This is a genomic window from Enterobacter cloacae complex sp. IR5418 (genome assembly GCF_049238105.1).
GTDB lineage: Bacteria > Pseudomonadota > Gammaproteobacteria > Enterobacterales > Enterobacteriaceae > Enterobacter > Enterobacter hormaechei.
Genome location: NZ_JBMKHS010000016.1, coordinates 24,605 through 50,409 on the forward strand (window position 1 = coordinate 24,605; position 25,805 = coordinate 50,409).

Genomic DNA, 25,805 nt, shown 5'->3' on the forward strand with positions numbered 1-25,805 from the left:
CTGTTTAGCAGTATGACACTCCTCTTCGGCTGTTTGCAGACTGGCAGCCTGTTTAAGAGGAATCCAGCCCGCATAAACTATCACTATGTGCCGTCAGGTTGATAGCGCTTTAGGGGTATCCCCTTCATTTTGTGAAGTATGTCGTGCGCGGCTATGATAAATCTCTTCTTACTCTACCGTGCTTAAGGATCCCGTCAGTATGCCCGTCAATTTTGACCTCAACGATCTCTACGCCTTCCGCGCACTGCTGGAGTACGGCAATTTCCGTCTTGCGGCAGAGTCTATCTGCCTTTCCCAGTCGGCGTTGAGTCGCAGAATTGAAAAGCTGGAGGCGGCACTGGGGGCAAAACTATTCGACAGAACCACCCGGCGCGTCACGCTGACCCTGTATGGTCAGACCTTTGCCGACCGGTGCGGGCAACTGCTTGCCGATGTGGAATCCATGCTTTCGGATATCGATAAAGCCAGCGAGGAGCGCACGGGGCTGATCACCGTGGCGACGGTGCCGTCAGCCGCCTGTTACTTTATGCCGGATGTGATCCGCCGCTTTCAGTCCCGTTACCCCCGCGTACGCATAAAACTGATCGACAGCAGCGCCGGAAATGTCATCGAGGCCGTTACCCGCGGACAGGCCGATTTCGGTATCTGCTTTGCACAAAGTTTGCAACCCGACATCGAGTTTGTCCCGCTGGTGGAGGACGTCTACGTCGCCGCCTGCCGACGAGACAGCCCGCTTGCAAAAAGAAAAAGCCTGACGTGGCAGGCTTTTTATCAGCAGGATTATATCGGTCTGGATAAGACCTCTGGCAACCGCAATCTTCTCGACCAGCGGGTCGGGCATATTCGGCCTGAGCGCCCCAGTATATGCGAAACGCGGCACGTAACGACCATGCTGGGGATGGTGGAAGCGGGCATCGGCATTGCGGCCGTTCCCGCTATGTCGATGCCCCGCGCAGAGCATTCATTGCTGACGTCGGTGCCTTTGATCGAGCCAGAGGTCAGGCGAACCGTGGGGCTGATTCGCCGTCGCGGGCGGATCCAGTCCTATATTGCTGCCGAACTGGAAACGCTGATCACTGAGCAGTATCGCGAGTTGCACTGACGGGCATTAAGCCCGTTGCCGTGATGACGCTGACGGCCTGTGGCGAGGAGAGAAAGGCCAGCAACGCTTTCCCCTGTTCAGGATGGTCGGCCTTCTGCGTTACGGCTCCGGCGAAACGGGTAATGTACTGCATGTCGTCAGGCAACTTACCCACAAACGTCACCCCCGGTACCGGCAGAAGTTCGCTCACCTGCTGAAAGCCGAGATCGTATTTCCCTTTAGCCACTTCAGACGCCACCGGAATGCGCTCAACCCGGTGCGCTTTATCGTGAACCTGACCGTCGATGCCCAGCTTACGAAACAGCTCGCTCTCAACATACCGGCCGCTGGCGCTGTCGGAATAAGCCATGGAATGTGCCTTCAGCAGCGTTTGCCGCAGGGCGGGCACCGTACTGATATCCGGCACTGGCGCGCCCGCCCTGACGACCATGCCGACGGGTGAATCCGCCAGCTCCACGCGGGAGCCTGGCGCCGTCCTGCGATCCTGTTCCAGTTTCGCCAGCGCATCGCCCACCATAATCACCACGTCCGCTTTTTCGCCCCGGGCGAGCCGGGCCGGAATGGCCTGCGGCGTTTTGCCCATCGACGGGCCGGAGATCAAAACGATCCTGTCCCCGCTTTTTGCTTCGTACTGCGGCGCCAGCTTCTCCAGGGCGGCCTTGAAGCCGCCAGAAATCATCACCGTCACATCCTGTGCAAGCGCGCCCGCACTGAGGGTGGCGAAAGTCAGGGCGGTAATCACCGTTCTGAATGTAAGCATAATGAATCACTCCTCAACGGCGGTTTGCAGGGTTAACGTGCGACGGCGATAGAGATAGAGCGTCGCCAGCAGGGCGCAAACGGCGGCAAAGCTCATCCAGTAGCCCGGGGAGGCTTTGTCTCCGGTGTACTCAATTAAGGCGGTTGAAATGACCGGCGTGAAACCGCCAAACACCGCCGTTGCCAGGCTGTAAGCCAGCGAGAAGCCCGCCACACGCACCTCTGTTGGCATGATCTCCGTCAGGGCCGGGATCATCGCGCCGTTATACAGGCCGTAGAGGAAAGAGAGCCACAGCAGCACGGTCAGCATCATGGAGAAGCTCGGGGCTGCGGCCAGCATCGTCAGCGCCGGATAGCTGGTCGCCAGCGCCAGCAGCGTCATGGCGATCAGCACCGGTTTACGCCCGAAGCGGTCCGACAGCGCGCCGCCCACCGGCAGCCAGATGAAGTTAGATACCGCCACCAGCAGCGTCACCAGCAGGCTGTCCGACGCGCTCAGCATCAGGACTTTTTTACCGAAGGTCGGTGCGTAAACGGTGATCAGGTAAAACGCGGTGGTGGTCATCGCTACCATCAGCATGCCCGCGAAGACAACCTGCCAGTTAGCGAGCAGCGTCGAGAAGACCTGACGCATCGCCAGATGGTGGCGACGGGCGCTGAATTCCTCGGTCTCCTCCAGCTTGCGGCGCAGGAAAAAGATGAACGGCACAATCAGACAGCCAAACAGGAACGGGATACGCCAGCCCCATTCGCGAATGGCACTCTCCTCCAGCACCACATTCAGGGCGAAGCCCATCGCCGCTGCGATCATAATGGCGACCTGCTGGCTCCCCGACTGCCAGCTGGTGTAAAAACCTTTGCGGCCCGGCGTGGCGATCTCCGCCAGATAAACCGAAACCCCGCCCAGCTCGGCGCCTGCGGAAAAACCCTGTAACAGGCGTCCGGTCAGCACCAGCAGCGGTGCCAACAGGCCAATGCTCTGATAAGAAGGGATCAGCACAATCAGAAACGTTCCGGCGGCCATAATCGACAGGGTGACGATCAGCCCTTTACGGCGACCCACTTTATCAATGTAAGCCCCCAGGACAATGGCCCCAATGGGACGCATCAGGAAGCCTGCGCCAAAGACGGCGAAGGTCATCATCAGCGACGCAAATTCACTGCTCGCCGGAAAGAACGTGTGGGCGATGTAGGTGGCATAAAAGCCGAACAGAAAGAAGTCGAATTGCTCAAGAAAGTTGCCCGATGTGACGCGAAAAATCGCGCCCGCTTTCGCACGAACCGTTGCAGGTGAGGTTGAGGAAACCATGATTATCTCCAGTTTTATAGTGACGTTATGCTCGTCTGTTTCTGAAAACTGGATCAGGAAGCGGAAATTAATAAGCGCAAATAGCGCATGAACTGATGCGTGTCGTGCATTAATGACAATCTGTTGACCAGGATTTACATATGCAACAATAACTTAACATTTTGGTGATCTTTCATTTACCCGATTTCGCTAAGTTGCTGATATCGCTGTTTTGTGACATCGCGCAGGCAGAAGCCAGGCGGGGGCCTGGCTTGGGATAATCAGCGCAGCGCGTTCGCAATCGCGCTAAACATCAGCGATGCTTCCAGCGGCTGGGCGCTGAATGACGGCTCTGCCTGCGGCCAGGTGGACCACTGGACGATAACCAGATTTTCTTTCTGATTAACCATGATCATCTGACCAAAAATGCCCAGCGCCCAGAGAGAATCCTTCAGCGAATTTTCGGCTGTCGGCTCCACGTGTGTGGCGGTGACCGGCACTTCGTTGTTCCACCACTGGTAGCCGTACAAGCCCTTTGGATGCGCGGCGGACACCGACCCTTTGGCCTGCGTCCAGGTGGAGGACTGTTTCACCCAGCCGTCGGGGAGGATCGGCTTTCCGTCCGGCAGCGTACCGTTATGCAGGATAAACTCCCCGAAACGCCCCCAGTCTTCCAGCGTGGCGTTAAACCCATGCGCGCCCACGTCGTGCTGGCCTTTGCTGTAGGCATGCCACACGCCGTCGCTCGCCATGCCGTACGGCTGCCAGATGGTCTTCTCCAGATACGCCGCGAGCGTCATGCCGGTGGCGCGCTCAAGCACATCGCCTAACAGCCAGGCGCCACCCGAGGAATAGGACCAGTTTTCACCCGCCGGGTGTTCGCGGTGTAATCCCTTCACCAGGGCGCGCACGCAGTCGTAGGTTCCCGGTTTCGCTTCGCATTCGGTAAGCCGGGCGAAGTCAGATTGCGGGTTGGTGTAATCTTCACTCCACGCCACGCCAGAGGTGTGGGTGATGAGCTGTTTCAGCGTTACACCCTCCCAGGCGGTGCCTTTTAAATCCGGTTCGTATTGGGTAATAAGGTCGTCCAGGGAGTGGATTTTCTCTTCTTTAATTGCAACCCCCACCAGCGCGGAAACCACGGATTTGCCCACGGAGCGCGACGTCCAGAGCGTTGAGTCGGTATTGCCTTCTCCGAGATATTTATAGGCGACTTTGCCATTTTTCAGCACCAGCATGCCGCTGACGTTCTGGCGTTTCAGGTAATCCTGAAGATTGTAAATCTTACCCTTCACCTGATAGCGGGCATCGGTGAGCGGTTTTTCTGCGGGCAGCAGCGGCGTAGCGTTGCCGTGGCGGAACACATCCCCCGCGTAGTTGCGGTAGTCATTGCGAAAGCCCACCACGCGATCGGCCTGGCTCCAGGTGAGCATAGTATGCGCGTCCGGGAGTCTGGCATCGAAAGGTGCCGGGCAGGTGGTGAGGTCGGTACCGTTGCAGGCCGCGAAAACGGCGGGCGAGAGCAGGCTGCTGACAACCAGCGCCGCGAGCAGCGTGCGGTTTGTTTTGATTTTCATCTTTATCTCGTATGGCTCAGGAAGGACTTCAGTTTAAGAACCCGCGCTCTATAATAAAAAGCGCGTTATGGGGGAAAATCCCCCGCAAAAATTGCGTGGAGAATGACGTGGCATCACTGATCTATTCCTTTGCCCAGCTTGAGGCGTTCACCGCCGTCGCTGAGCACGGCAGCCTGATGAAGGCGGCCAGTAAACTCGGCAAAGATCGTACTACCCTGCGGGATCTGATCGATTTCATGGAAGATGGGCTGGGCTACGCTCTGTTCCTGCGGGAGGGGCGCAGCCTGCGCCTGACGCCGGAGGGGGAGCAGCTTCAGCGGCAGGCGCACCTGCTGATGCTGCAGGTCAAAGCGTTTGAGGCGTTTGCCAGAACTGTGCCGGACAGCGCCACGCAGGAGATTGCCCTCGTTTACGATCCATTCACCCCCAGAGCCTTTTTACAGGCGCTGATTGCCACACTGGCGGCGAAAAACATTCGCCTGAGCCTGACCAGCGCATCGCGCGATGAGGCAGAAGCGATGCTGGCAAACGGTCAGGCCGATGTGGGGATCTGCCAGGCGCGCAACCGCAGCGTGGGCAATGAGATGGAGTGGCGAGCGCTGGGGGCGATCGAAATGGATTTTTACGCCGCCACGGCGCTGTTTGCGAAGGCACCGTCGCCGGTGTCGCTGCTCGATCTCTCTCTGGTTCCGCAGATCATTATGCATGCCGCCTCAGACGAGCCGGTTGCCCGTCGCCTGCAAATTTCAGGGCATACGCTTTTCACTAACGAGCTGGAGATGCTGCGTGGCCTGCTGGAGCAGGGGGGCGGCTGGGGCTTTTTGCCGACCCATCTTCACGCGACGCAGTGGCAAAACGTTAAAAGGCTGCCCACCGAAGTGGGCAGCCAGGGGATAAGTCAGACGATGGTCACTATCTGGAAGCCAGGCAGCGACAAGCGCGGGGTGATCAATGAGACGCTGTCGCTGCTTCCGGCGTTATGGAAAAGCTCAGCGCTGTGAGCATCCCTGGCACTGTTTGTTCTGGATCTGCTGGAAGAAGTCGTTGCCTTTGTCATCCACCAGGATAAACGCCGGGAAGTTTTCTACCTCAATTTTCCAGATCGCTTCCATACCCAGTTCGGGATACGCCACGCACTCCAGGCTCTTGATGCTGTTTTGCGCCAGCACTGCCGCCGGGCCGCCGATGCTGCCGAGGTAGAAGCCGCCGTGTTTATGGCAGGCGTCGGTGACCTGCTGGCTGCGGTTGCCTTTGGCCAGCATGATCATGCTTGCACCGTGGGATTGCAGCAGGTCCACGTAGGAGTCCATACGTCCGGCGGTGGTTGGGCCTAAGGAGCCAGAGGCGTAACCTTCCGGCGTTTTGGCCGGGCCTGCATAGTAAATCGGGTGATCTTTCACGTACTGCGGCAGGGCTTCGCCGTTATCGAGCAGCTCTTTCAGTTTCGCATGGGCGATGTCGCGCGCCACGATAATGGTGCCGTTCAGCGACAGGCGGGTAGAGACCGGGTGCGCGGAAAGCTGCGCCAGAATGTCGTGCATCGGCTTGTTCAGATCGATGCTTACCACGTCGCCTTCCCCCTGCTGGCGGAGAGATTCAGGAATGTACTGGCCCGGGTTGTACTCCAGCTTCTCAATCCAGATCCCGTCGCGGTTGATCTTCGCTTTGATGTTGCGGTCAGCGGAGCAGGAGACACCCATCCCGATTGGGCAGGAGGCACCGTGGCGCGGCAGACGGATGACGCGGATGTCGTGGGCGAAGTATTTCCCGCCAAACTGCGCGCCAAGGCCGAGGTTTTGCGCTTCCTGAAGCAGTTCCTGTTCCAGCTGAACGTCGCGGAACGCCTGACCGTGCGCGTTGCCTTCGGTTGGCAGCGCGTCGTAGTAGCGGGTGGAAGCGAGCTTGACGGTTTTCAGCGTCGCTTCTGCGGAGGTGCCGCCGATAACGAAGGCGATATGGTAAGGCGGGCAGGCTGCGGTGCCCAGGGTACGCATCTTCTCAACCAGATAATTTTTCAGCTTCGCCGGGGTGATCAGCGCTTTGGTTTCCTGATAGAGGTAGGTTTTGTTGGCAGAGCCGCCGCCTTTTGCCATGCACAGGAATTTGTATTCGTCCCCGTCCACGCTGTAGAGGTCGATCTGCGCGGGCAGGTTGGTGCCGGTGTTCACCTCTTTATACATATCCAGCGCCGCATTCTGCGAGTAGCGCAGGTTGTCTTCAATATAGGTGTTATACACGCCCTGACTCAGCGCCGCTTCATCGCCGCCGCCGGTCCAGACGCGCTGGCCTTTCTTACCCATAATGATTGCCGTGCCGGTATCCTGACACGTAGGCAGCACGCCTTTCGCCGCAATCTCGGAGTTGCGCAGGAATTGCAGGGCAACGTACTTATCATTCTCGCTGGCTTCCGGGTCGCTCAGAATGGCCGCAACCTGCTTCTGGTGAGAGGTGCGCAGCATAAACGCCGCATCGTGGAAGGCCTGCTGTGCCAGCAGGGTCAGCGCTTCCGGCTCCACTTTCAGCACTTCCTGACCGTCGAACTCGGCAACGGAGACATGCTCTTTGGTCAGCAGATAGTATTCGGTGTCGTCATGGGAAAGCGGGAAGGGGTTCTGATAAAAAAACGGTTTATTCGACATAGTATTGCTCCACAAAAATAAAACCGCCGGAGGAGAAGTCCGGCGGTCAGGAATCAGAACATCATGGACATCCACGGATAGCCAATCAGCAGCAGGGCCGCCAGGAAGATGGCACCGAAGATGGTGCCGAGGCGCCAGTAGTCTTTGGTTGGCAGGTAGCCGCTACCGTAGTAAATCGGGCTTGGACCTGTACCGTACGGGGTGATGATCCCCATTACGCCCAGCGAGGTCACCATCAGCAGGACGAACACGTCCATATTCATGCCCGGAATGGTGGAGGCGATGGTCAGCATCGCAGGCAGCAGCGCCGTGGTATGCGCGGTGGTGCTGGCAAACAGGTAGTGCAGCAGGTAGAACGCCAGCAGCAGAATAATGGTCGCCACGCCCGGAGAGATGCCGCTCATCAGCAGGCCGCCTTCTTTACCCAGCCAGCTAATGAAGCCGGTAGAAGAGAGGCCATCCGCCAGCGCCACCAGGGTAGCGAACCAGACGAAGGTGTTCCACGCGGCTTTGTTACCGGTGATATCGTTCCACTCCAGCACGCCGGTCCACAGCATCAGGCCGACAATGAGCAGGGCCGCCATCGCTGGCTCAATCCACGCCGCGGCGAAGATCCACATCAGCAGCGCACAGCAGACAAACACCAGCAGCAGGATCTCATTGCGCGACAGTTTGCCCAGTTTTTCCAGTTCACGAGTCGCCCACAGCGGTACTTCGTTGTTCACTTTCACTTCCGGCGGGTAGAACCAGTAGGCCAGCAGCGGCATGGTCAGGATCAGCAGGATACCCAGCGGCAGGAAGGCGAGGAACCAGGTCCCCCAGGAGATATCAATCCCGACGGTGCTTTTCACCAGCGCCAGCGCCAGCAGGTTAGGTGCCAGGGCGGAAAGGAACATCGAGCTGGTGATACAGGCCGCGGTGATCGCCACCCACATCAGATACGAACCGATTTTGCGCGCGCTTGGGTCATTGGGTTTTGAACCGTACAGCGGCGGCAGGTTGGCAATAATCGGGTAGATGGTCCCGCCGCTGCGCGCGGTGTTGGACGGGGTGAACGGGGCCAGCAGCAGATCCGCGAAGGTAATGGCGTAGCCGAGCGTCAGGCTGCGACGGCCAAGATATTTCACCAGAATCAGCGCCAGACGGCGGCCGAAGCGGGTTTTGTCGTAGCCCGCGGCGAACATAAAGGCACCGAAAATCAGCCAGACGGTGGAGTTACCAAATCCGCTTACCGCCCATTTAAAGGAGGCGCCCGCCAGCTTGAATTTTGGGTCGGCCAGCTGATCGGGGCTGAACAGCACCCACTGGCTGCACAGGGCAATCGCCACGACGCCGGTAAGACCGATCACCGCGCCCGGCAGCGGTTCGAAGATCAACCCGACGATGACGCCGACAAAGATGGCGAAGTAGTGCCACGCATAAGGCGGCAGCCCTTCCGGAACGGGGACAAACAACAGCAGGACGGCAACAATGACGGGCAGAGCCATCATCAGCAGTCGTTTTGCTGTTCCATTTGATGCCAGATTCGCCGCAGGAGGCGTTACAGCAGTTTTTGTATTCATAGTTTCACGTCTTAAGTTGTCAAAAATTCGTCGTACAGCGAAAACACACTTTCGATTTCTTTATTCACTTTGCTTTTTTTAGTTATTTAAGGTGCGGTTTTGTGTTTTCAGTAATAGCGATTTAACGCATTTTTGTTTGCGCTAAATAAAAAATGATGATGTTTTTATATTGCTCTTTTGGATGTCATAACTATTGATCGCGATCAAATAAACGGAACTGAATGCCTTTTTTTATACTTTTTATAATAACCACTCGGAGTAGTGTGGTTATTCGCTGGTTTTGCACATTTTACGTATCAAAACTATAACATTTAAAATCTGGTGTTATTTTTAAGTTTTGTTTTATGAGGGTTTTTATTGTTTATGGTGCATTGGTTTGACCTTTATTAATTTAACGTTTTTTAAATTATTGTGAACAGGTGAAACAATCCCGCTAACACCAATGTGTTATTAATGTTATCGAAGGGATTAAATAGTTTATTAACTAACGTAATGGCTTTAGAAACTAAAAAAAGCTTTATATTACTATCATGACATCGGCAAAGAACACGAAATAAAAAATCATCCCGATAACGAATTCTTAATTTTTAAAGTTTGGAGTTTCTATTATGAGCACTAACGAACGTATTTTAAGCCCCTTCACATTACCGAATGGTACTGAACTCAAAAACCGTTTGTTAATGGCCCCGATGACAACCTGTACCGGTTATTACGATGGCACCGTGACCAGCGAGCTGGTGGAGTACTACCGCGCCCGCGCGGGCAGCATCGGCACCATTATCGTTGAGTGCTGTTTTGTGGACGACCTCGGCCTGGCGTTCCCGGGCGCAATTGGTATTGATAACGACGAGAAAATCGCCGGGTTGGCAAAAATCGCTGACGCCATCAAGTCAAAAGGTTCCAAAGCGCTGCTGCAAATCTACCACGGCGGCCGCATGGTCGACCCAAAACTGATTGGTGGGCGCACGCCGGTTGGCCCAAGCGCCGTTGCCGCACCGCGTGACGGTGCCGCGACGCCGGTTGCCCTGACCGCAGAAGAAGTGGAAGGTATGATCGGCAAGTTTGGCGAAGCCGTACGCCGCGCAATTCAGGCTGGCTTCGACGGCGTGGAAATCCACGGGGCCAACACCTATCTGATCCAGCAGTTCTACTCCCCAAATTCCAACCAGCGCGACGACGAGTGGGGCGGCAGCCGCGACAACCGCGCGAAGTTCCCGCTGGCGGTGCTGGACATCACCCACAAGATGGTGCGCCAGTACGCGGATGATGCGTTCATCATTGGCTACCGTTTCTCTCCGGAAGAGCTGGAAGTTCCAGGCATCCGCTTTGAGGACACCATGTACCTGCTGGAGAAACTGGCCGCGCGCGGCGTGGACTATCTCCACTTCTCCGTGGGGGCCACCCTGCGTCCTTCTATTGTCGACACCCAGGATCCGACGCCGCTTATCGAAAAATACCGCGCGATGCGCTCTGAGACGCTGGCGCAGGTGCCGGTGATGGGCGTCGGCGGCGTGGTGAATGCTTCAGATGTGAACGACGCGCTGGATCACGGTTACGACCTGATTGCCGTCGGTCGCGCCACTATCGCCTACCCGGACTGGACCGACCGCATTGCGGCGGGTGAAAGCCTGGAGCTGTTTATGGACAGCACCAAACGCGAAGAACTGAGCATCCCTGAACCGCTGTGGCGCTTCTCGCTGGTGGAAGCGATGATCCGCGACATGAGCATGGGCGAATCTAAATTCAAACCGGGCACCTTCACGGAAAAAGTGCAGGACGACACCAGTGAACTGGTGATTAACGTCAGCCTTGAAACCGACCGCATCGCCGATATCGAACTGGCCTCTGGCCCGAGCGAAGACGTGGCCTTTGTCACCAGTTTCGAGGAGATCCGTACCCGCATTCTGGACGCTAACACCCCGCACGTGGACGCGATCACTGGCGCCACCAGCCAGAGCGAGGCGGTGAAGAAAGCGGTCTCTAAAGCGATGCTGAAATCCAGCAAAGCGCTGGCGGCAGAAGAGGGCGCGGACCCGAACGAAACCCGAAGCGTAGATGTTGTCGTGGTCGGCAGCGGCGGTGCCGGTCTGGCGGCGGCCATTCAGGCCCACGACGAAGGCGCGAGCGTACTGATCGTCGAGAAAATGCCTACCATCGGCGGGAACACCATTAAAGCCTCTGCCGGGATGAACGCGGCAGAGACCCGCTTCCAGCGCGTGAAGGGCATTCAGGACAGCAAAGAGCTGTTCTACCAGGAAAGCCTGAAAGGCGGCGGCAACAAGAACAACCCGGAGCTGCTGCGCCGCTTTGTCGAGAACGCGCCGCAGGCCATTGAGTGGCTGGCCACGCGCGGCATCATGCTGAACGACATCACCACCACCGGCGGGATGAGCATTGACCGTACGCACCGTCCGAAAGACGGTTCCGCAGTGGGCGGGTATCTGATCAGCGGCCTGGTGCGTAACGTCAACAAACGCAACATTGAGGTGATGCTGGATACGTCCGTCAGCGACATCCTTTTCGAAAACGGCGAGGTGACAGGCGTGCGTCTGACCACCGAAGAGAACGAAACCGTCAATGTGGCAACCAAAAGCGTAATTGTCGCGACCGGCGGCTTCAGCGCCAACAGCCAGATGGTCGTGAAATACCGCCCGGATCTGGAAGGGTTTGTGACCACCAACCACAAAGGCGCAACAGGCGGCGGTATCGCGCTGCTGGAACGTATCGGGGCTGGCACTGTCGATATGGGTGAAATTCAGATCCACCCCACCGTTGAGCAGAAAACGTCGTATCTGATTTCCGAATCCATCCGCGGCGGCGGGGCGATTCTGGTCAATCAGCAGGGCAACCGCTTCTACAACGAAATGTCGACCCGCGATAAAGTCTCGGCGCAGATCATCGCGCTGCCGGAGAAATACGCTTACATCGTCTTTGATGAGCATGTTCGCGCCAAAAACAAAGCCGCGGATGAGTACATCGCGAAAGGTTTTGTCACCAGCGCCAGCTCGCCGAAAGCGCTGGCGGAAGCGCTGGGGATGGATCACCACCAGTTCCTGGCAACGCTTGAGCGTTACAACGGCTTTGTGGAAAAACAGCACGACGATGATTTTGGCCGCACCACCGCGCTGCGTGCGCCAATCAACGAAGGGCCGTTCTACGCCATTCAGATTGCGCCTGGTGTGCACCACACCATGGGCGGCGTGACCATCAACACCGATACCTGCGTGCTGGACAGCAACCACAACGTGCTGCCGGGAGCATTTGCGGCGGGTGAAGTGGTCGGCGGGATCCACGGCGGCAACCGTATCGGCGGTAACGCGGTGGCAGATATCATTATTTTTGGTACGCTTGCAGGACATCAGGCGGCTATGCGTTCGAAAACACGGTAAGGCTCCTGTTTCCCCGGCGGCGCGGTGCCTGCCGGGGCTACATATGAGGACTCTGCTATGCCTGACGACATTCGCGTTTACAGCTACTCCGCCGTTCTGATGGGCTCGCCCATCCTCCTGAAACTCTTCTCCCATGACGAGGCCCTCGCTTCCCGCGTGTTCCGCCTGATTAAACAGTATGAAGATCTGCTTACCGTCAATCGTGCCCATTCGCAGGTGATGGACGTCAACCATGCTGCCGGTCAGCATCCGGTTGCCGTCAGTCGCCCGGTGTTTGATCTGATCCGCTGTGCCAAAGCCGCCAGCCTGGTTAAGGACAGTGCGTTCAACCTGGCCATTGGCCCGCTGGTGAAGCGCTGGAAAATTGGCTTTAAGGGTGATGCCGTGCCGCCCGCGGACGAGATTGCCGCCTTGCTGGGCATCACGGATCCCGCGGACGTGGTGCTGGATGAAGCCAACAGCAGCGTGTTCCTCACGCGCCAGGGAATGGAGATCGATCTGGGGGCCATCGCCAAAGGCTATATTGCCGACAGGGTGCGGGATTACCTGCATAAAGAGGGCGTCGAACGTGGGCTGATCAACCTTGGCGGCAACGTCCAGACGTTAGGATCGCCGGAGGGCGGCTGGCGCGTCGGCCTGAAAAAACCGTTCGCCGGTGACGAGCTGATTGGCGCCATGACGGTCGAAAACCGGTCGGTTGTGACGTCAGGCACCTATGAGCGCTATTTCGAGCAGAACGGCAAACGCTATCACCACATCCTTGACCCGCGCACCGGCTACCCGCTGGATAACGAACTGGACAGCGTGACGATTATTTCGAAAGACTCCCTCGACGGCGATATCTGGACCACGCTGATCTACGGCATGGGCGTGGAAAAGGGCTGTGCCGCGCTGCGCTCGCGCCCCGATATTGAAGCCATTTTTGTCACCAAAACAAAAGAAGTGGTGATCTCCTCGATGCACCACTTCCGTTTTACCCTTCTGGACGACAGCTACCGCATTACTGGCAGTACTGTTTGAGCAGTCCGACCTGTTCCGGCTGTAAGCGGTAGCGATACACCGGTCTGCCGGTCGCACCGTAGTGAATGCTGGTGAACAAGATATTAATTTGCGCCAGCCAGATCAGGTATTTGCGGCAGGACACGCGGGAAATGTTGACCGCATTAGCCAGATCGTCAGTGGAAAATTCCATCTCTGGGTGGCTGTCGATCCACTGGCAAATGGTGCGCAGCGTCTGCGGCGTTAAGCCTTTCGGTAATTTTTTGCTGTCGGCCAGCTCCGGCGCGCCGCCGTGGATCAGCCTGTCGACGTCGGCCTGTTCATAATACTGATGCGAACCCATCAGACTGCGCTTTGCCTTCCAGCCGTTCAGCGCCTCTTCAAAACGCGGGAACTGGAACGGTTTGATCAGGTAATCCACCACGCCATAGTGCATCGACGTCTGGATCGTCGCAGCGTCGGAGGCCGACGAGATCATGATGACGTCGATCGGGCGGCCCGATGCGCGGATGATGGGCAGCAGATCCAGCCCGTTATCCTGCTGCATATAAACATCCAGCAGCACCAGATCGATCGGCTGGCCTGGGTTTGCGATCAACGCCTCGGCCTGGTTGAGCGTGGAAGCGACGCCGCAGCAGCTAAAACCCTCAACGCGGTTAACATACAGACGGTTGAGGTCGGCTACCATGGCGTCATCATCGACAATTAACACATTTATCACGCGATATTCCTCTCGCTATCCCAGGGGATCTGAACAAAAAATTGGGTAAATACGCCAGGCTCCGACTCGACGGTAATATCGCCGCCCAGGTTCTGGATCTGCTGACGTGCAAGGAACAGCCCAACGCCGCGGTTTTCACCTTTTGTTGAGTAGCCCTTTGTAAAAATAGACTCCAGCCGCTCGGGATCAATGCCGGGACCGTCATCGCTGACTTCACCGCTGAGCCAGCCGTTCTGATAATGCAGCAGCAGGCCGATCTCGCCATCCGGCTGACCGTCCATCGCATCCAGAGCATTTTCGATTAAATTGCCCAGCACGGTGATCAGCACCGCAACCTGCTCTTCATTGGTGGTGTCAGGAAGCTGACTCTCCTCCGCCAGCGTCAGGGTCACTCCGGCCTCTTTAGCGCGGTTAATTTTACCCAGCAGGAAACCTGCAATAACCGGGGATTTAACCTTGCGCTGTATCGCACCGATATCCGTCTGATAATTCTGCGCGGTCTGGATGATGTACTCCTCCAGCTTGTCGTAGCGCTTCATGTGCAGCAGGCCGAGGATCACGTGCAGCTTATTCATAAACTCGTGCGTATGGGAGCGCAGGGCATCAACGTAGTTGACCATGCCATCGATACGCTGCATTAACTGGCTGATTTCGGTTTTATCGCGGAACGTGCTGATGGCGCCGATCACCTGATTCTGGCTTTTTACCGGCACCATATTGCACAGCAGCAGCCGTCCGTTACAGCCGATCTCCTGATCCTGACGGGCAATACCGGTCCTCGACACTTCGCGCAGGCTGGCCAGAAGCGGTTCACTGCTACTTTCGGAATGCTCGCCCGAGGTCAGGAGTAATATTTCTCTGGCGGTGTGGTTAATCATCGTCACGCGCCCGTGAATATCCACAGCCATGACACCCTCGCGCAGAGACTGCAACATGGCCTGGCGCTGCTCAAAGAGGGCGGAGATCTCGTAAGGCTCCAGCCCGAACAGGATACGTTTCAGAACCCGGACCAGGCCCCATATCGCCAGTGAACTCATCAGAACGCTGAATAAGATGGTCCACACGGCGTTGAGCCGTCCGCGGGCAATCTGATCTTCTACTTTATTCAGCGAAATACCCACGACCACTACGCCGATCTGGTCGTGCCGTTCGTCATACACGGGCGTAAAGACGCGCAATGCTTCCGCGAGCGCGCCCCGGTTAACGGAGACATTCTCTTTTCCTTCCAGGGCGGGCGTCAGATCGTCACCAATAAAATGCAAACCTAACAGCGCTTCGTTTGGATGGGAATAGCGGATCCCACGCAGGTCGGTGACCACGGTAAACAGCAGGTCGTTGCGCTTCGTCACCGCCTGGGCAATCGGCTGGATGATGCCAGCCTGCGGCGACGCCATCAGGCCGCGCTTGATATCCGGGCTGTCGGCCAGCGTGCGGGCGATACCCAGCGCGGTATCTTTCACGTCATCGCGCGTGGCGCGGGTGATCTGCACAGAGTACAGGGCGAAGACCACCAGCAGCACAGAGCCGATAATGGCGCACACCATCAGCGTAACCAGCGTATTCAGCTTCATAGGGCGCTTGCGCGTCGGGGGGAAAGGCTGCAAATCGCTCATCAAGACTCCGCGATGAAAAAGAAAGGGCTAATTATCGCTGATGACGGGCGTTTCATAAAGCCATGTAAAGAGAGGCGTTTCGTGAGCCTCCTCTCAGGTGACCTATATAAAACACTTTATAGTGTGTGGGTACTCATAATAAGGAGGCAGTTTATGAGCATTACGCTTACCGGTACGGCCAGGGAAAGACGGCACGCCAGCTCGATGAACATCGACAGATTATCGACGCTGGATATGCTTAATGTCATTCACCAGGATGACGCGCAAATCTCTTCTGCTCTGACCCCTCACTTAAGTATGCTGGCCCGCGTGGTGGATAACGCGGCGGCGACGCTTAGCCACGGTGGACGTCTGGTACTGACCGGCGCGGGCGCGTCCGGGCGCGTGGCGGAGCAGGCGGCAGCAGGGTTTGCGCCGGGAAAACATCCCGTCATTGCGATGACAGCAGGCGATCACGCCGGTAGCTACGCGCGCGGCGTTGCCGACCTTCAGACGATAAAATTTGGCGAGCATGACATGATGCTGGCGCTGTCCGTTAGCGGTAAAACACCCTGGGTATGGGGCGCGATGCGTCATGCGTGGTCTCTGGGGGCAACGGTCGCGATCGTTACGACGGATGCGCAAAGTGAAGCGGCGCAGCTGGCGAGCATGGTTATTGCCCCCGATCTGGGCGCTGATGTGGTAGCCGGGTATGCCAACACCAAAGCAGGCATTGCGCAAAGCATGATTATGCATATGGTCACCACCGGCCTGGCGGTGCGGACCGGTCGGGTGTACAGCAACCTGCGCGTTGATCTGGAGGCAAGCAACACCAGATGGGCCGAACGACAAATTGCCATCGTCATGGAAGCGGGGGGATGTACCCGGGCGCAGGCGAAGGCCGCGCTGGAAAGCTGTAACCACCAGTGCAAAACGGCGGTACTGATGGTGCTGACGGGTCTGGATGCCTGGAAAGCACATGAACTGCTGGCGCAGAATAACGGGTTTGTTCGTCTGGCCTTGCAGGAAGCGCCGTAATATTGCCGCGTGAAATAAAAAAAGCCCGCATCGCGGGCTTTAATATTTAGGGGGATTAGAACTGGTAGGTCATGCCTACGCCAACGATGTCATCGGTAGAAATACCGTATGCATCATACAGCGCTTCATCGTTGTCCAGCATGTTGATTTTGTAGTCAACATAGGTGGAGAAGTTTTTGTTGAAGCTGTAGGTCATGCCCACATCGATGTAGTTAACCAGATCCTGATTGAATCCCTTACCATCCAGGTCTTTACCTTTTGAGTAAACCCATGCCAGGGATGGACGCAGACCGAAATCGAACTGGTACTGTGCAACCGCTTCAAAGTTCTGAGTCTGGTTAGCGATGCCCAAGTTACCGATCGGGGTCATGTTGCGGGTTTCTGCATACATCATCGCCAGATAGACGTTATTAGCATCATATTTAGCGCCAACGATCCACGCTTCAGCCTTTTCACCGCCAGCAAAACCGACGCCTTCGTAGCTTTTACCGTATCCAACCTGTTTGTTAGTACGGTCAGAAGATGAGTATGCCGCCCCCAGGCTCAGGCCGAAGAGATCGCCAGAGAAGTCATAGGAGGTAGACATGCCGAAGCCGTCGCCGTTCTGGAAGCGTACGTCTTTATGACCATTTTTCGTGCCTTCCTGGTCTTCTTGAGCAAACTGATCTTCATTCGCACCCTGGTATTGCAGCGCAAAGTTCAGGCCGTCGACCAGACCGAAGAAATCGTTATTACGATAAGTTGCCAGACCGTTAGCACGGCCGTTCATGAAGTTATCGGTCCAGGTGTAAGAATCTCCACCAAATACCGGCAGCATATCGGTCCAGGCTTCTACGTCATACACGACGCCGTAATTACGGCCGTAATCAAATGAGCCGTAGTCGCCAAATTTCAGGCCAGCGTATGCCAGACGGTTGAAAGATCTATCCCCTGCGCCTTCGGTGTCGTTAGCGTAGGTTTTATATTCCCACTGACCATAACCTGTCAGTTCGTTCGTGATCTGCGTTTCGCCTTTGAAACCCACCTGTACATAGGTTTCATCGCCGTCGTCGCCTGGGTTGTCGGAGAAGGTATGACGCGCATCAACCTTACCGTACAGGTCAACCTTGTTGCCATTCTTGTTATACATTTCCGCCGCATTTGCTGCGCCAGCCATTAATAACGCGGGTACAAGCATTGCCAGAACTTTTCTTTTTATTATATATTCCCTTTAAATATAAATTGTCTGAATATATGTAGTCACCCTCCGTAACTACATGGTCGATACTATTCTATGGATTATTATTTAGGTTCAAAAATAAATGTAAGTAAAGTGGTAGAAATATTACAAAATATTTCTTTTTGTCTCTTTATTTTTCACATGAATTAATTCATTGAAAAATATAGCGGGTAATTATTATTAAGTATTTCGCAATTCTATTTTTCATACTCTTTAATTCGGATGTATTATATTTCACACTCTTTTTAGCAACAGGATGGGATTATGGAACTGGTGCAATGGCAGCAGCGTTTTGAGCAGTGGCTTGACGAAAATCATTTAACTGATGATGCGGCGCACGATATCGCCCATTTTCGCCGCGTCTGGATGACGGCGCAGAGCATTATGGCTGAGCACGCCGTCGATCCGCTGGTCGTGCTGACCGCATGCTACTTCCACGATATTGTCAGCCTGGCGAAAAATCACCCCGAACGTAGCCACTCTTCCCGGCTTGCCGCGCGAAAAACGCGCGAGATCCTGAGTCGCGATTTTCCTGACTTTCCGCCCGATCGTTATGCGGCCGTTGAGCACGCCATTGAAGCGCACAGCTTCAGCGCCGGTATCGCGCCGCAAAGCCTGGTGGCCAAAGTTGTGCAGGATGCCGATCGGCTGGAGGCGTTAGGCGCTATCGGCCTGGCGCGCGTCTTTGCCGTGTCCGGTGCGCTGGGTGCCGCGCTGTTTGATGCCGACGACCCGTTTGCCGGAACACGAAAGCTGGATGATAAAGCCTTCGCGCTCGACCACTTTCAGACCAAACTCCTGCGTCTGCCGGACACCATGCAAACCGCGCGGGGACGCGAACTTGCGCGTCACAATGCCGATTTCCTGATCCAGTTTATGGCGAAACTGAGTGCCGAATTACAGGGCGATTACCTCGGAACCGACAGCCAGATATTGACCCATTTCCGTCGCAGTGTGCGATCCTGAACTGTGGTACTCTGTTTTCTGTCTTTATTGTCCGGTTAAGAGAATGCAGGAAAATCGATCAGTGACTGTGCCCGCGCCTGAGCGGGTTGAGAAATCAACGTCAGCCGTGCAGGCACTCCTGCGTCAGCTGCTGGAAATGTATGATGCTAAAACGCTGGCAAACCAGCTGGTGGCCCATGGCGAGAGCCACTGGAGCCCGGCGATACTCAAGCGGCTGCTGATAAGCGACAGGGCAGGGCACCGCCTGAGCGACGGCGAGTACCGCTATCTGCACAACCTGCTGCCGCGTCCTCCTGCTGCGCATCCGAATTATGCCTTTCGTTTTATCGATCTCTTTGCCGGTATCGGCGGCATTCGCCACGGCTTTGAAGCGATTGGCGGGCAGTGCGTGTTCACCAGTGAATGGAACAAACATGCTGTCCGCACCTATAAAGCCAACTGGTATTGCGATCCCGACGTGCACCAGTTCAACGCGGATATTCGCGATGTCACCCTGAGCCACAAAACCGGCGTCAGTGACGAAGAGGCCGCGGAACACATTCGCAACACCATTCCGGCGCACGATGTGCTGCTGGCCGGTTTCCCCTGCCAGCCGTTCTCGCTGGCTGGCGTGTCGAAGAAGAACGCCCTGGGACGCGCGCACGGTTTTGCCTGCGATACGCAGGGCACGCTGTTCTTTGATGTTGCCCGGATTATTGATGCCCGCCGCCCGGCGATTTTTGTGCTGGAGAACGTCAAGAATTTAAAGAGTCATGACGGCGGCAAAACCTTCCGCATTATCATGCAAACGCTGGATGAACTGGGTTACGACGTGGCGGACGCTGAGGATATGGGGCCGGACGATCCGAAAATTATCGACGGCAAACACTTCCTGCCACAGCACCGGGAACGCATCGTGCTGGTGGGTTTCCGCCGCGATCTCAATCTGAAAGGCGATTTTACGCTGCGTGATTTGCCCTCGCTGTATCCGGCGCGCCGTCCGACAGTGGCCGATCTGCTGGAGCCTGCGGTCGATGCGAAATTCATTCTGACGCCGGTGCTGTGGAAATACCTCTATCGCTACGCCAAAAAGCACCAGGCGAAAGGCAACGGTTTTGGGTTTGGCATGGTCAACTCGCTTAATCCTGACAGCGTGACGCGTACGCTGTCGGCGCGCTATTACAAAGATGGCGCGGAAATTCTTATCGATCGGGGCTGGGATAAGGCGCTGGGTGAAAAAGATTTCGACGATCCCCAGAACCAACAGCACCGACCACGGCGTTTAACGCCGCGCGAGTGCGCCCGCTTAATGGGCTTTGAGACGCCGCAGGGCTACAGTTTTCGCATCCCGGTGTCGGATACCCAGGCCTACCGTCAGTTTGGCAACTCGGTGGTGGTGCCTGCCTTTGCCGCCGTAGCGAAACTGCTGGCCTCACGCATCAGCAAGGCCGTTCAGCTTCGTCAGAGTGAGGCCGTCAATGGCGGACGTTCACAATAAGGCCACGCGCAGTAAAAACATGCGTGCCATCGGCACGCGTGATACCGCGATTGAAAAACGGATCGCGGGCCTCCTGACCGCTGTCGGGTTTGAATTCAGGGTGCAGGATGCCACGCTTGCCGGGCGTCCTGATTTCGTCATCGACGCGTACCAGTGCATCATCTTCACCCACGGCTGTTTCTGGCATCATCACGATTGTTATCTGTTTAAAGTCCCGGCGACACGTACCGACTTCTGGCTGGAGAAGATTGGCAGGAACGTCGAGCGTGATAAACGCGATGTTTCGCAGCTTTACGCTCAGGGCTGGCGGGTGCTGATTGTCTGGGAGTGCGCGCTGCGCGGAAGAATGAAGCTGAATGACGTGGAACTGACGGAGCGGCTGGAAGAGTGGATCTGCGGCGGCGGGCAGGCCGCGCAGATCGACACTCAGGGCATTCACCCGATCACGGTTTCTCCACCTCACACGGCGTGACAATCGGTTTCGCGGGCAGCAAATATTTACCCAGCGTGACCAGCACCACGGCAAAGACAATCACACCCAGCGCCAGCCATTCTATTGTCGACAGCACTTCGCCCGCAAACCCGGTACCCAGCAGCACGGCCACCACCGGGTTAACGTAGGCGTAGCTGGTCGCGACCGCCGGTGAGACGTTGCGGATCAGGTACATATAGGCGTTGATGGCGATAATGGAGCCAAACAGCGCCAGATACCCGACGGCCAGAAAACCTGCCAGGTCTGGCATCGCCGTGAGTTTTTCACCCGTCAATGCGGAGGCAATCAGCAGCACAATGCCTGCCGCGAGCATCTCAATGGCACCTGCCATCATCCCGGAGGGCAGCTCAATGCGGGAGCCGTAGACCGAGCCAAACGCCCAGCTCATAGAGCCGACCATGATCAGAACGGCAGCCCAGGGGTTCCCGCTCAGGTTACCGCCGCTGTTGAGCATGATGATACCCACAAGCCCAATCGCGATGCCCAGCCATTCGAGCTTACGGGTGCGGATCCCGAACAGACGACTAAAGCAGAGCGTAAACAGCGGCACGGTCGCGACGACCACTGCGGCGATGCCCGACGGCACGTTCTGGTGTTCGGCGACGGTTACCGCACCATTGCCCACCGCCAGCAGCAGCAGGCCGATCAGGGCGGCGTTAAGCAGGGGACGCAGCGGGGGTAGCCTGTGACCGCGCAGCAGTAAAAACGCCATCAGCAGCACGCCAGCCGTAAGGAAACGAATACCGGCCATCATCAGCGGGGGCCAGCTTTCCACGCCAATACGAATGACAAAATAGGTGGATCCCCAGATGATATACAGGGAAAAGAGTGCTCCAATGAGCGGTAATAAATGCCGAAAACGCATAGTCCCTCACGACGAAATAAAAAGTTCGCTCATAGTTAACGCCAAAACTATCGGGCTGGCGAGTGCTTTAATTGTGTTGTTAATGTGAAATTTGTGTTGACGCGAGGTGCCTGTTTCCGGGCGGTAAGTTTTGTTCCATACTATTCACTTAATTAGCAAAAAAAGAAGGATAGAGATTTTGGCAGGAAGTAGCTTATTAACATTACTGGACGATATCGCCACCTTGCTGGATGACATTTCGGTTATGGGAAAACTGGCGGCGAAAAAGACCGCCGGGGTGCTGGGAGATGATTTGTCGCTGAACGCGCAGCAGGTCAGCGGCGTGCGGGCGAACCGTGAGTTGCCGGTGGTGTGGGGCGTAGCGAAAGGGTCCTTTATTAACAAGGTGATCCTCGTGCCGCTGGCGCTGCTGATTAGCGCCTTCATACCCTGGGCCATCACGCCATTGCTGATGATCGGCGGGGCGTTCCTCTGTTTCGAGGGTGCCGAAAAAGTGTTGCATATGTTCGCCGCACGCAAACAGAAAGACACCCCGGAAATGCGTCAGCAGCGTCTGGAAGCGCTGGCTGCACAGGATCCAAAAACGTTCGAGCGCGATAAGGTTAAAGGTGCGATCCGTACCGACTTCATTCTTTCGGCCGAGATTGTGGCGATTACGCTGGGGATCGTCTCAGAAGCGCCTCTGATGAACCAGGTGCTGATCCTCTCCGGCATTGCGATCCTCGTGACGATAGGGGTTTATGGCCTGGTGGGGCTGATCGTCAAGCTGGACGATATCGGCTTCTGGCTGGAAAAGAAATCCAGCGCAATTGCGCGTGGCATCGGGAAAAGCCTGCTGGTGCTGGCACCGTGGCTAATGAAAACGTTGTCGGTGGTGGGAACCCTGGCGATGTTCCTGGTCGGCGGTGGCATTATCGTGCACGGTGTTGCTTCGCTGCATCACATGATTGAGCATTTTGCGTCAGGCCAGGGGGCGCTGGTCGCCGCGGTTCTGCCCACACTGCTTAACCTCGTGCTGGGCTTTATCGTCGGTCTGATTGTGGTCGCCGTTGTTAAGCTGGTTGAAAAAGTACGCGGAAAATCGCATTAATTATTGTTGTCCCCGGATGCAAAAAGACCATTCCTCGTCTAAATTGAAAACGTTTCACCCTGATACAGGAGGCAGGTATGGTCTTTTTGATCAGTGATGAAGTTAAGCCTAAGAATGGTGGTCCAGGCATGATTGTCACCGGGTATTCCAGTGGAATGGTGGAATGTCGGTGGCATGATGGATACGGCATTAAGCGGGAGGCTTTTCGTGAAGACGAGCTTCAGCCTGCGAATAAAAGGCAAAAACGCGACAAGGCTTAATCACACAACGCCCGGCCTTGCCGGGCGTTTTTACTGGCAGAAGACTTATCATATCGGATGGTGAGCGACAATCAGGGAGTGTGTGTGCAGCACGATACCTTTGGTGTAAAGCAATCTTTTTTGCAGTGGCTGCATAAGCGTAGCAATCCCCGTTTGATTGTTAACCTCTGTTTTATTGTTGTCCTGATCTTTTCCACCCTCCTGACCTGGCGCGAAGTTGTGGTACTGGAAGATGCTTATATCTCCAGCCAGCGTAACCATCTGGCCACGGTTGCCAGTGCGCTGGACAGACAACTCCAGTTCAGCGTCGATAAAATGCTGTTTTTTCGCCACAGCATGCGAGATGCACTGGAAACGCCGCTGGCCTTTGGCGTGCTGCATGATGCGGTAAAGCGTTTTGCGCGTTTGCGCACGTCCCCCGCCTGGCAAATTGCGGTTGATAAACAGCGCACGTTACCCATCAACGGGGTTTCGGATGCCTTCGTTGAAAAGACCACCCTTCTGAAGCGTGATGATGAGTACCTGGATAACGAACTGTCCGCCGCGCTCGAAGTGGGTTATCTGTTGCGTCTGGCATCCAGCGCTTCGCGCAACGAAGAGCGCGTGATTTATGTCTCTCGCGCCGGATTTTTTCTGGAAACGGATATGCCGGACAATGCCAGCGATATCGTGCCGCGCTACTACCATCTGGTCACTCAGCCCTGGTTTACCCACCAGTCCGAGCGTGAAAACCGTGCGCGTGCCGTGCGCTGGTTTATCCCGCCTCCGTCCTCCTTTGTGGGCAAAAAGCCGCTGATCACCGCCAGCGTGCCTGTTTCTTACCAACGCGTCTGGTATGGCGTGGTAGCGATGGATTTCACCCTGGCCACCCTGCGTCGCCTGCTGGTGGAGGCCGTTAACGATGCGCCGGAAGGGGAATACCAGCTGTATGACAATCGTCTTACCCTGCTCGCGACGTCTGGATCACCGGCTGCGGACGTCAATCATTTTGACCCGCGCGAATTAGCGCAGATAGCGCACGCAATAGAGTCGGATTCCGAAGGCGGCATTCGTCTGGGGAGTCGTTTTGTCAGCTGGGAGCGTCTTGACCATTTTGACGGCGTCGTCCTGCGTGTGCATACCCTTGATGAAGGGGTGCGCGGCGATTTCGGCAGCATCAGCATTGTGCTGGCATTGCTTTGGGCGCTGTTCACCGCGATGCTGCTCATCTCATGGCTGGTGATCCGGCGCATGGTCAGTAATATGTATTCGATGCAGAACTCGCTGCAATGGCAGGCCTGGCACGACCCTCTGACCCGGCTGAATAATCGGGGATCGCTGTTCGAGCAGGCGAAAAGGCTGGCGAAGCAGTGTGAACAGCAGTCGCTGCCTTTCTCTGTCATCCAGATCGATCTTGACTGCTTCAAGAGCATCAACGATCGGTTCGGGCATCAGGCGGGGGATAAGGTGTTGACCCATGCCGCGGGGCTGATTGCCAGCACCCTCGGCGCGAAAGATATTGCCGGACGCGTCGGGGGCGAGGAGTTCTGTGTGGTGCTGCCCGGCATGACGCTTGAAGAGGCGGCGGAAGTCGCAGAGCAGATCCGCGAGCGTATCGACAGCAAAGAGATCCTGATCAAGAAAAGTACCACCCTGCGCGTGAGTGCGTCGTTTGGCGTCTCTGGCGCGCAGGAGAAGGGCAATTATCACTTCGAGAATCTGCAATCCACCGCCGATGCGCGTCTGTATGAGGCGAAACAGCGCGGGCGTAACCGGGTGATCTGGCAGGATCACGTCAAAAAGTAATCGAGCCCCTCGCACCAGCCGGTCGGCCCGGTGTGCTGAGTGCGATACACCCGTGCGGGATCGTTGTTCTCAAGGCTGACACCCTCCCGGTTGAAGCCTTTCACCACCACGGCGAAGCCTACGCTGTCCAGCAGAGGGGCATCATTGGGGCCATCGCCCAGTCCCAGCGTCGTGGGTTCGAAGCCTTCATGCAGGCGATACTGTTCCACAAGCCAGTGAACCGCCACGTCTTTGCCGCAGCCTGCGTCCAGAATGTGCCAGAAACGTGCCCCCTGGACCATCTTCAGCCCCTGCCGGGCGAGTTCGGCGGCAAAGCGTTTCATCTGTTCATCACTGTCACGCCAGATCAGCGTCACGGAAGCCTCGTGCTTGCGCGCAAGCACCGAACGGGGACGGCTCAGTCCGGTCCATTCGGCGACCACGCGATCGTCCACATCATCGAAGGTGGTGAATTTCAGATGCAGGTCCTGACGTACCTGCGCGAGAAACTGCCAGATATCGTCATGCTTCTTTGCTGAGATGAACCGTGCGGCGTTTTCCCACCGTACGTCAGGCTGGATCACCGCGCCGTTTTCCGCAATGTACGGCAGCCCACCAAGCCCCAGTTCCTGTTGCATGTCCTGCATCCCGGCGGTGGTTTTGCTGCTGCACAGTATGACCGGTATCTGTTTATCCCTTAATTTCGCCAGCCAGGGAGCCGCTGGCTGCCAGTCGAGCGTGTGAAAATCCAACAGCGTGCCGTCGAGGTCGGTAAAGACAAGCAGGGTCTCCTCAAGCGAAGGCATAACGTCTCCCGGGTGATGATTTTAACCTAAGAAAAATCTTAAAAAATGGACATTGACGCGCCGTTGAGGTGGAAACGATCCCGACAAACCCACACGCGGCGCATGTTTATACTCATAACCAAAATTCACATGTATAAAATATAATATTCGCTAAGAGAATATATGCTTGTAAGACAATTCTGTTGGGGATAATGTCTTA

The 25,805-nt window shown here is 56.2% G+C and carries 21 protein-coding genes; 11 read left to right on the forward strand and 10 right to left on the reverse strand.

The window, feature by feature from the left end:
* The first annotated feature begins 199 nt into the window (after positions 1-199).
* Positions 200-1,102, forward strand: a complete 903-nt coding sequence (locus tag ACOTX7_RS13705; protein ID WP_221256195.1) for a LysR family transcriptional regulator — start codon at positions 200-202, stop codon at positions 1,100-1,102.
* Here ACOTX7_RS13705 and ACOTX7_RS13710 read toward each other — a convergent pair.
* From ACOTX7_RS13710 to ACOTX7_RS13720, 3 genes are all read right to left on the reverse strand, one after another.
* Positions 1,074-1,862, reverse strand: a complete 789-nt coding sequence (locus ACOTX7_RS13710; RefSeq protein ID WP_221256194.1) for a substrate-binding domain-containing protein — start codon at positions 1,860-1,862, stop codon at positions 1,074-1,076. The two genes, ACOTX7_RS13705 and ACOTX7_RS13710, sit on opposite strands and share 29 nt — an antisense overlap.
* A 6-nt stretch (positions 1,863-1,868) precedes the next feature.
* Positions 1,869-3,170 (reverse strand): MFS transporter, encoded by a 1,302-nt coding sequence (locus ACOTX7_RS13715; protein ID WP_221256193.1) that lies wholly within the window; start codon positions 3,168-3,170, stop codon positions 1,869-1,871.
* Positions 3,171-3,430: 260 nt separating this feature from the next.
* Entirely contained in the window at positions 3,431-4,726 is a 1,296-nt protein-coding gene (locus ACOTX7_RS13720) for a serine hydrolase domain-containing protein (protein ID WP_221256192.1), read from the reverse strand.
* A gap of 95 nt (positions 4,727-4,821) precedes the next feature.
* On the opposite strand from ACOTX7_RS13720, the gene ACOTX7_RS13725 reads away from it, so the two are divergent.
* Positions 4,822-5,727 carry a LysR family transcriptional regulator gene (locus tag ACOTX7_RS13725; RefSeq protein WP_221257268.1) on the forward strand — a complete coding sequence of 302 codons (906 nt, stop codon included), beginning with the start codon at positions 4,822-4,824 and terminating at the stop codon, positions 5,725-5,727.
* Here the strand turns inward: ACOTX7_RS13725 and fumA are convergent.
* Positions 5,716-7,365, reverse strand: a complete 1,650-nt coding sequence (gene fumA, locus ACOTX7_RS13730; RefSeq protein ID WP_221256191.1) for a class I fumarate hydratase FumA — start codon at positions 7,363-7,365, stop codon at positions 5,716-5,718. The genes ACOTX7_RS13725 and fumA overlap by 12 nt on opposite strands.
* A 53-nt stretch (positions 7,366-7,418) precedes the next feature.
* A complete protein-coding gene (locus ACOTX7_RS13735) occupies positions 7,419-8,927 on the reverse strand; it encodes an anion permease (RefSeq protein WP_006811177.1) in 1,509 nt (502 codons plus the stop codon).
* Positions 8,928-9,535: 608 nt separating this feature from the next.
* Here ACOTX7_RS13735 and ACOTX7_RS13740 point away from each other — a divergent pair.
* Both ACOTX7_RS13740 and ACOTX7_RS13745 read left to right on the forward strand, forming a co-directional pair.
* The gene (locus ACOTX7_RS13740) at positions 9,536-12,316 is read left to right on the forward strand and encodes a flavocytochrome c (RefSeq protein WP_047353409.1); all 2,781 of its coding nucleotides are present in this window, start codon (positions 9,536-9,538) and stop codon (positions 12,314-12,316) included.
* Positions 12,317-12,373: 57 nt separating this feature from the next.
* Positions 12,374-13,336, forward strand: a complete 963-nt coding sequence (locus ACOTX7_RS13745; protein ID WP_221256190.1) for an FAD:protein FMN transferase — start codon at positions 12,374-12,376, stop codon at positions 13,334-13,336.
* On the opposite strand, the gene dcuR is transcribed toward ACOTX7_RS13745, so the two are convergent.
* Positions 13,317-14,036, reverse strand: a complete 720-nt coding sequence (gene dcuR, locus ACOTX7_RS13750; protein WP_006811173.1) for a two-component system response regulator DcuR — start codon at positions 14,034-14,036, stop codon at positions 13,317-13,319. The genes ACOTX7_RS13745 and dcuR overlap by 20 nt on opposite strands.
* Positions 14,033-15,649: a sensor histidine kinase gene (locus ACOTX7_RS13755; protein WP_006811172.1), complete on the reverse strand. Its 1,617-nt coding sequence runs from the start codon at positions 15,647-15,649 to the stop codon at positions 14,033-14,035. Before ACOTX7_RS13755 ends, dcuR begins: the two co-directional genes overlap by 4 nt.
* Positions 15,650-15,802: 153 nt before the next feature.
* Here ACOTX7_RS13755 and ACOTX7_RS13760 point away from each other — a divergent pair, with 153 nt between their 5' ends.
* Entirely contained in the window at positions 15,803-16,666 is an 864-nt protein-coding gene (locus ACOTX7_RS13760) for an N-acetylmuramic acid 6-phosphate etherase (protein WP_047353406.1), read from the forward strand.
* A gap of 55 nt (positions 16,667-16,721) precedes the next feature.
* Here ACOTX7_RS13760 and ompC read toward each other — a convergent pair whose 3' ends face one another.
* Positions 16,722-17,864 carry a porin OmpC gene (ompC, locus tag ACOTX7_RS13765; RefSeq protein WP_221812941.1) on the reverse strand — a complete coding sequence of 381 codons (1,143 nt, stop codon included), beginning with the start codon at positions 17,862-17,864 and terminating at the stop codon, positions 16,722-16,724.
* Positions 17,865-18,149: 285 nt separating this feature from the next.
* Between ompC and ACOTX7_RS13770 the strand changes: the two genes are divergently transcribed.
* The 3 genes from ACOTX7_RS13770 to ACOTX7_RS13780 are packed head-to-tail and all read left to right on the forward strand — an operon-like array spanning position 18,150 to position 20,800.
* A complete protein-coding gene (locus ACOTX7_RS13770) occupies positions 18,150-18,851 on the forward strand; it encodes a phosphohydrolase (protein ID WP_221256188.1) in 702 nt (233 codons plus the stop codon).
* Between the two features lie 43 nt (positions 18,852-18,894).
* Complete coding sequence (locus tag ACOTX7_RS13775; RefSeq protein ID WP_221256187.1) at positions 18,895-20,328, forward strand: DNA cytosine methyltransferase; 1,434 nt, start codon at positions 18,895-18,897, stop codon at positions 20,326-20,328.
* A complete protein-coding gene (locus ACOTX7_RS13780) occupies positions 20,309-20,800 on the forward strand; it encodes a very short patch repair endonuclease (protein WP_047353402.1) in 492 nt (163 codons plus the stop codon). The genes ACOTX7_RS13775 and ACOTX7_RS13780 overlap by 20 nt, the downstream gene beginning before the upstream one ends.
* Here ACOTX7_RS13780 and yedA read toward each other — a convergent pair.
* Positions 20,772-21,686, reverse strand: a complete 915-nt coding sequence (gene yedA / locus ACOTX7_RS13785) for a drug/metabolite exporter YedA (protein ID WP_006811166.1) — start codon at positions 21,684-21,686, stop codon at positions 20,772-20,774. The two genes, ACOTX7_RS13780 and yedA, sit on opposite strands and share 29 nt — an antisense overlap.
* Positions 21,687-21,864: 178 nt before the next feature.
* On the opposite strand from yedA, the gene ACOTX7_RS13790 reads away from it, so the two are divergent.
* From ACOTX7_RS13790 to dgcQ, 3 genes are all read left to right on the forward strand, one after another.
* Positions 21,865-22,776: a DUF808 domain-containing protein gene (locus ACOTX7_RS13790; protein ID WP_221256186.1), complete on the forward strand. Its 912-nt coding sequence runs from the start codon at positions 21,865-21,867 to the stop codon at positions 22,774-22,776.
* A 77-nt stretch (positions 22,777-22,853) separates the two neighbouring features.
* Positions 22,854-23,036 (forward strand): YodC family protein, encoded by a 183-nt coding sequence (locus ACOTX7_RS13795; protein WP_003859574.1) that lies wholly within the window; start codon positions 22,854-22,856, stop codon positions 23,034-23,036.
* Between the two features lie 84 nt (positions 23,037-23,120).
* Positions 23,121-24,821, forward strand: a complete 1,701-nt coding sequence (gene dgcQ / locus ACOTX7_RS13800) for a cellulose biosynthesis regulator diguanylate cyclase DgcQ (protein WP_221256185.1) — start codon at positions 23,121-23,123, stop codon at positions 24,819-24,821.
* Here the strand turns inward: dgcQ and ACOTX7_RS13805 are convergent.
* On the reverse strand, positions 24,806-25,606 hold the full coding sequence (locus tag ACOTX7_RS13805) for a mannosyl-3-phosphoglycerate phosphatase-related protein (RefSeq protein ID WP_006811163.1): 801 nt from the start codon (positions 25,604-25,606) through the stop codon (positions 24,806-24,808). The genes dgcQ and ACOTX7_RS13805 overlap by 16 nt on opposite strands.
* Positions 25,607-25,805 lie beyond the last annotated feature (199 nt).